Genomic DNA, 5,810 nt, shown 5'->3' with positions numbered 1-5,810 from the left:
GGCCGGCCCCGTCCCGCGTGTCAGAGCACGGCGAGCCGGTCCACCAGCAGTTCCACCCTGCGCCCGGTGTCCTGCGGCGGCAGCCGTCCCGCCCGGGTCAGGGTGGCCAGCCCGTGCAGGGCCGCCCAGAACACCTCGGTGAACAGCGCCGGGTGGACACCGTCCCCGGCGACCTCGCCGAGGCTTTCCAGCAGGGCGGCGAAGGCGTCCTTCAGCGGCTCCGGAGTGTCCTCGCGCGCGAACGCCAGGCCGCCGTCGAGCTGGAACATGGCGTCGTAGACCGCCGGGTTGCGTTCGGCGAAGTCGAGGTAGGCGCGGGCGAGCGCGGTGACCCGGGCGCGGGGGCCGTCCGCGGCGGAGCTCGCGGCCCGCAGTGCCACGGCCATCTCGGCGGCTCCCTCCAGGGCGACCGCGCCGATGATCTCGCGCTTGCCGCGGAAATGGCTGTAGAGGACGGGCTGGCTGTATTCGATGCGCTCGGCGAGCCGGCGGGTGGTGACCGCGTCCCAGCCCTGCTGCTCGGCGAGTTCGCGGGCCGTGGCCACGATGAGGCGCTCGCGGTCCGCCCGTTCGCGCTGCTTGCGTTCCTGTACCGACATGATCCGATCCTAGCACTGCTAGACAATCGAGCGGCGGCAGTACTAGCGTTGCCTCATCGGCTAGCAATGCTAGATCCAGGGGGTCGCCATGCTCAACGCACTTGAGGTCTTCACCACCGTGGTCGTCGGCCTGATGGTGGGGGTGGAGTTCTCCGTCGCCTTCGTCATCAACCGGATCCTCGACGCACTCCCCGAGGACAGCGGTCAACTCGGCCGCGCCCACGGGGGCCGGATGCTCGGCGCCCTGATGCCGTTCTGGTACATCGGCTCACTCGCCCTGAGCGCCGTCTGGGCCGTCGCCGGATGGCACCGCCCCGGCGCCGGCCTGGTCGTCGTCGCCGGCGCGCTGCTGATCGTCAGCGTGATCATGTCGGTCCTGCTGCTCGTCCCCATCAACAACCGGGGCAAGACATGGACCCCCGAGAACCGGCCCGCCGACTGGAAGCAGCAGATGCGCCGCTGGGACCGTTTCCACTACGTCCGCGTCGCCGTCATCGTCGCCGCCTTCACCCTGCTGGTCACCGCCCTCACCTGAGCCCGTGGGGCGGGTGCCGCACGGCGGGTGCTACACGCAGTGAACGTCCACCCCGCGGGCGGTGAACCGCTCCACCAGCTCCTCCGGGGCGTCGGCGTCGGTGACGAGTGCGTCGATCGTGCCGGTGTCGCAGACCTGCGCGAACGCGCGCTTGCCGAGCTTGGTGGAGTCGGCCACCACGATGACCCGCTCCGCCCGCTCGGCCATCGCCCGGTTGGCGCTCGCCTCGCCCTCGTCGTGGGTGGCGGCGCCGAACTGCGGGTCGACGGCGTTGACGCCGAGGATCGCGTAGTCCAGCGAGATCGCCTGCAGCATCATGGTCGCCAACGGTCCGGTCAGCTCGTAGGACTGGGGTCGGGCCACGCCGCCGGTGACCACGGTCTTCACGTACGGGCGCACCGCCAGCTCGTTGGCGATGTTGATCGCGTTGGTGACCACGGTCAGCGCCGTCTGATTGCCGTGCCCGGCCAGATCGGTACGGGTGGCGAACTCGCGGGCCACCTCGGAGGTGGTGGTGCCACCGTTGAGCCCGACCACCGCGCCGGGCGGGACGAGCGCGGCGGCGGCCTTCGCGATGCGCTGCTTCTCGCCGGCCTGGCGCGCGGTCTTGTAGCGGAGGGGCAGGTCGTACGCGACTTCGCTCAGCACCGCGCCGCCGCGGGTCCGGGTCAGCAGCTGCTGGCGGGCGAGCTCGTCCATGTCCCGGCGCACGGTGGCAGCGGAGACGCCCAACAGCTCGGCCGCCGTCATGACGTCGATCCGGCCCCGATCACCAAGGATCTCCAGCAGCCGCGACCATCGCTCGTCCGGGCTCATCATCTCTCCTCGACTCGGTCGTCCCTGGTCACGAGCCTATCCGCCGGCCTTCACCGACCTGGTGCCGCGATCCTCTCGATGAAGCAGTATTGCTCAGAGATGACGCGTTGAGCTATGAATAGAGCAGTTTCAAGCAAATACTTGCATCATGAAGCAGTGCTCGGTGCGGACCGATCCCCGAGCAGCACCCGTGCCCCCAGCGAGGAGATCCAGATGAGTCACGTCGAGCGGGAGATCGCCAGTCAACCGGAGTGCTGGCGCAAGGCACTGGAACTGGAGCCCGCAGGGCTGCCCGAGCGCGGCGAGCGGGTGGCCGTGATCGGCTGCGGCACCTCGCTCTACATCGCGCAGGCGTACGCGGGCCTTCGCGAGGGCGCCGGCCTCGGTGAGACCGACGCCTTCGCGGCCTCCGAGTTCCCGGCGACCCGTGGCTACGACCGCGTCGTCGCCATCACCCGCTCGGGAACCACGACCGAGGTGCTCGCCGCGCTGGAGCGCTGCGGCGGGACGCCGACCGTCGCACTCACCGGCGACCTCGCCACCCCGATCGGCACGGCCGCGGGCACCGTGGTCGACCTGGAGTTCGCCGACGAGAAGTCGGTGGTGCAGACCCGCTTCGCCACCACCGCGCTGGCACTGCTGCGCGGCCACCTCGGCCTCGCCCCCGCCGACCTGGCCTCCCACGCCGAGCAGGCGCTGGCCGCCCCGCTGCCCGAACGGGCCACCGAGGCCGGCCAGTTCACCTTCCTCGGGACCGGCTGGACGGTCGGCCTGGCCCACGAGGCGGCCCTCAAGCTGCGCGAGGCCTCCGGGTCGTGGACCGAGTCCTACCCGGCCATGGAGTACCGGCACGGCCCGATCAGCGTCACCGGCCGCAACAGCGTGGTGTGGTTCTTCGGCGAGCCGCCGACCGGACTGGTCGACCAGGTCGAGCCCACCGGCGCCGTGCTGTCGGTGAGCGCGCTGGACCCGATGGCCGACCTGATCCGCGCCCAGCGGCTCGCCGTCGAACTGGCCAAGGGCCGCGGCCTGGACCCCGACCAGCCACGCAACCTCACCCGCTCCATCGTGCTCACCCGGCCGTGACCGCGACGGCGATCGCCCTCGACGTCGGCGGAACCTGCATCAAGGGCGCGGCGGTGGCCGCGGACGGCCGCCTCTGCCACACCGAGCGCTGGTTCACCCGCGCCGAACGCGGACCGGAGGCCGTCCTCGAAACCGTCCTCGACTGCGCCGCCGAACTCGCCGGGCGCTTCCGCCCGGCCGCCGCGGGGATCGCCGTGCCCGGCATCGTCGACGAGGCGGCCGGCACCGCGGTGCTGGCCGCCAACCTCGGCTGGCGGGACCTGCCCGTCCGGCACTGGCTGTCCGAACACCTGGGCATCCCGGTCGCGTTCGGGCACGACGTGAGGGCCGGGGGCGTCGCCGAGGCCAGGGCCGGCGCCGGCCGCGGCAGCCGCAACTTCCTCTTCGTACCCGTCGGCACCGGAATCGCCGCCGCGCTGATGGTCGACGGGCGGCCGCTCACCGGCAGCCACACCCGCGCCGGCGAGCTTGGCCACCTGGTGGTGCGTCCCGGCGGCGAGCCGTGCGCCTGCGGCCATCGCGGCTGCGTGGAGACCCTCGCCTCGGCGGCCGCCGTCGCCCGCCGCTACACCGCCGCCACCGGGGAGGCGGGCGTCACCGCCGAGCAGGTCGGCGAGCGCGCCGCGACCGGGGACCGCGCGGCCGCCACCGTCTGGCAGGAGGCCGTCGACGCACTCGCCGACGGCCTGGCGAGCGCGATCACGCTGCTCGACCCCGAGCGGATTGTGATCGGCGGCGGCCTCGCCCGGGCGGGCGAGCCGTACTTCGCGCCACTGCGGGCGGCTCTGACGGCGCGGCTCTCCTTCCAGACGATGCCGGAGCTCGTCCCCGCCGAACTCGGCGACGAGGCGGGATGTTTCGGTGCCGGACTGCTCGCGCGGGACCTTCTGGGCGAGGGAGCGGCGGCGTGATCCTCACCGTCACCCCGAACGCCGCCCTGGACATCACCCACCACCTGGACCGGATGCGCCCGCACGGCAGCAACCGGGTCCGGGCGGTGGCCCAGCGCGCGGGCGGCAAAGGCGTCAACGTCGCCAGGATCCTGCACGCCCTCGGCCACCCGACCGTGGTCACCGGCCTGACCGGCGGCCTCACCGGCCGGGCGATCCGCGCCGAACTGGCGTCCGCCGGCCTGGCCGACCGCATGCTGGCGATCGCGGGCGAGTCCCGACGGACGGTGGCCGTGGTCGAGGAGGACGTCGGGGACACCACGATCCTGCTCGAACCCGGCCCGGTGGTGAGCGCCGAGGAATGGGCGCGGTTCCTCGACCACCTCGACACCCTGCTGCCGCACGCCGCGGCCGCGGTCCTCTCCGGCAGCCTGCCGCGCGGCGTGCCCGAGGACGCCTACGCCCACCTGCTCCGGCTCGCGCACGCACACGGCGTCCCGGCGGTGCTCGACGCCGACGGGGCGGCGCTGAGCACGGCGCTGGCGGCCGGACCGGCCCTGATCAAGCCGAACGCGGACGAACTCGCCGCCGCCACCGGCCTGACCGATCCGGTGGCCGCAGCCCGCGGGCTGCGGGCCGCGGGCGCCGGTGCGGTGGTCGCCTCGCTCGGCGGCGACGGCCTCGTCGCCGTCACCGCGCAGGGCAGTTGGCGCGCGCGCTCGCCCGAGCGGCTGGCAGGCAATCCCACCGGCGCCGGCGACGCCGCCGTCGCCGCGCTCACCCTCGGCCTGGTCGACGGAACGCCCTGGCCCGACCGGCTGGTCGAGGCCGTGGCACTGTCCGCGGCCGCCGTCGCCGCACCGCTGGCCGGCGACTTCGACCCCGCCCTCCACCAGGCCCTGCGGTCCCGCGTGGACGTCCGTCCCTTCGCAACCGAGGAGTTCGACCCATGCCCCTGAGCGGAACCGGCGCGATCGCCGCCGCCGCTGCCGAAGCCGCGTGCGGCGTCGGTGCGTTCAACGTCATCCAGCTGGAACACGCCCAGGCGATCGTCGCCGGGGCCGAGGCCGCCGGTGCGCCGGTGGTCCTGCAGATCAGCGAGAACGCCGTGCGCTACCACGGCGCCCTCGATCCGATCGGCGCCGCCACCCTGGCCGTCGCCCGGGCCGCGCGAGTGCCGGTCGCGGTCCACCTGGACCACGCCACCTCCGTGGAACTCGTCCACCGGGCCATCGAGTTGGGCTTCACCTCGGTGATGTTCGACGCCTCGGTACTGCCGTACGAGGAGAACGTGCGGGCCACCGCCGAGGTCGTACGGCGGTGCCACGCCGCGGGCGTCTGGGTGGAGGCCGAACTCGGCGAGGTCGGCGGCAAGGACGGCGTCCACGCCCCGGGCGTGCGCACCGATCCGGCCGAGGCCGCGGCGTTCGTCGCCGCCGCCGGCGTGGACGCGCTCGCGGTGGCCGTCGGCACCTCGCACGCGATGCTCACCCGCGACGCGGCGCTCGACTTCGAGCTCATCGGACGGTTGCGCCGGGCGGTGCCGGTTCCGCTCGTCCTGCACGGCTCCTCGGGTGTGGCGGACGGGGACCTCACCGCCGCCGTGGAAGCCGGCATGACCAAGGTCAACATCGCCACCCACCTCAACCGGGTGTTCAGCACCGCCGTCCGCCGGGCCCTGGCCGACGACGCGCGGCTGGTCGACACCCGCCGCTACCTCGGGCCGGCCCGCGCGGCCGTCGCCGTCGCTCAGGCGGGTCCGACGGTGGCGAAGGTCTCGCCGCCGAGTACCCAGCGGCCGCGGCGCATCACGGCGACCAGGTCGTAGCTCTCGGAGTCGACCACGACCAGGTCGGCGAGCTTGCCGGTCTCCAGCGAGCCGAT

The 5,810-nt window shown here is 73.7% G+C and carries 7 protein-coding genes; 5 read left to right on the top strand and 2 right to left on the bottom strand.

Annotated features, from left to right (window positions below; genetic code table 11):
• Positions 1-20: 20 nt before the first annotated feature.
• Complete coding sequence (locus tag ACWGJO_RS40690; protein ID WP_452190837.1) at positions 21-599, bottom strand: TetR/AcrR family transcriptional regulator; 579 nt, start codon at positions 597-599, stop codon at positions 21-23.
• 88 nt (positions 600-687) lie between these two features.
• Between ACWGJO_RS40690 and ACWGJO_RS40685 the strand changes: the two genes are divergently transcribed.
• Positions 688-1,134 (top strand): anthrone oxygenase family protein, encoded by a 447-nt coding sequence (locus tag ACWGJO_RS40685; protein WP_387695985.1) that lies wholly within the window; start codon positions 688-690, stop codon positions 1,132-1,134.
• A 30-nt stretch (positions 1,135-1,164) separates the two neighbouring features.
• Here the strand turns inward: ACWGJO_RS40685 and ACWGJO_RS40680 are convergent, their stop codons facing one another.
• Entirely contained in the window at positions 1,165-1,950 is a 786-nt protein-coding gene (locus tag ACWGJO_RS40680) for a DeoR/GlpR family DNA-binding transcription regulator (protein ID WP_359915536.1), read from the bottom strand.
• Positions 1,951-2,163: 213 nt separating this feature from the next.
• On the opposite strand from ACWGJO_RS40680, the gene ACWGJO_RS40675 reads away from it, so the two are divergent.
• Genes ACWGJO_RS40675 through ACWGJO_RS40660 form a run of 4 tightly spaced genes read left to right on the top strand, consistent with a single transcriptional unit; the run spans position 2,164 to position 5,754 of the window.
• A complete protein-coding gene (locus tag ACWGJO_RS40675) occupies positions 2,164-3,036 on the top strand; it encodes an SIS domain-containing protein (RefSeq protein WP_452190836.1) in 873 nt (290 codons plus the stop codon).
• Positions 3,033-3,947 (top strand): ROK family protein, encoded by a 915-nt coding sequence (locus ACWGJO_RS40670; protein WP_452190835.1) that lies wholly within the window; start codon positions 3,033-3,035, stop codon positions 3,945-3,947. Before ACWGJO_RS40675 ends, ACWGJO_RS40670 begins: the two co-directional genes overlap by 4 nt.
• Entirely contained in the window at positions 3,944-4,885 is a 942-nt protein-coding gene (locus ACWGJO_RS40665; RefSeq protein ID WP_452190834.1) for a 1-phosphofructokinase family hexose kinase, read from the top strand. Before ACWGJO_RS40670 ends, ACWGJO_RS40665 begins: the two co-directional genes overlap by 4 nt.
• A complete protein-coding gene (locus ACWGJO_RS40660) occupies positions 4,876-5,754 on the top strand; it encodes a class II fructose-bisphosphate aldolase (protein ID WP_452190833.1) in 879 nt (292 codons plus the stop codon). Before ACWGJO_RS40665 ends, ACWGJO_RS40660 begins: the two co-directional genes overlap by 10 nt.
• Positions 5,755-5,810 lie beyond the last annotated feature (56 nt).

The organism is Kitasatospora sp. NPDC054795 (genome assembly GCF_053611565.1).
The sequence above is the reverse complement of the archived record's forward strand: the minus strand, read 5'-3'. Positions and strand labels throughout refer to the sequence as shown.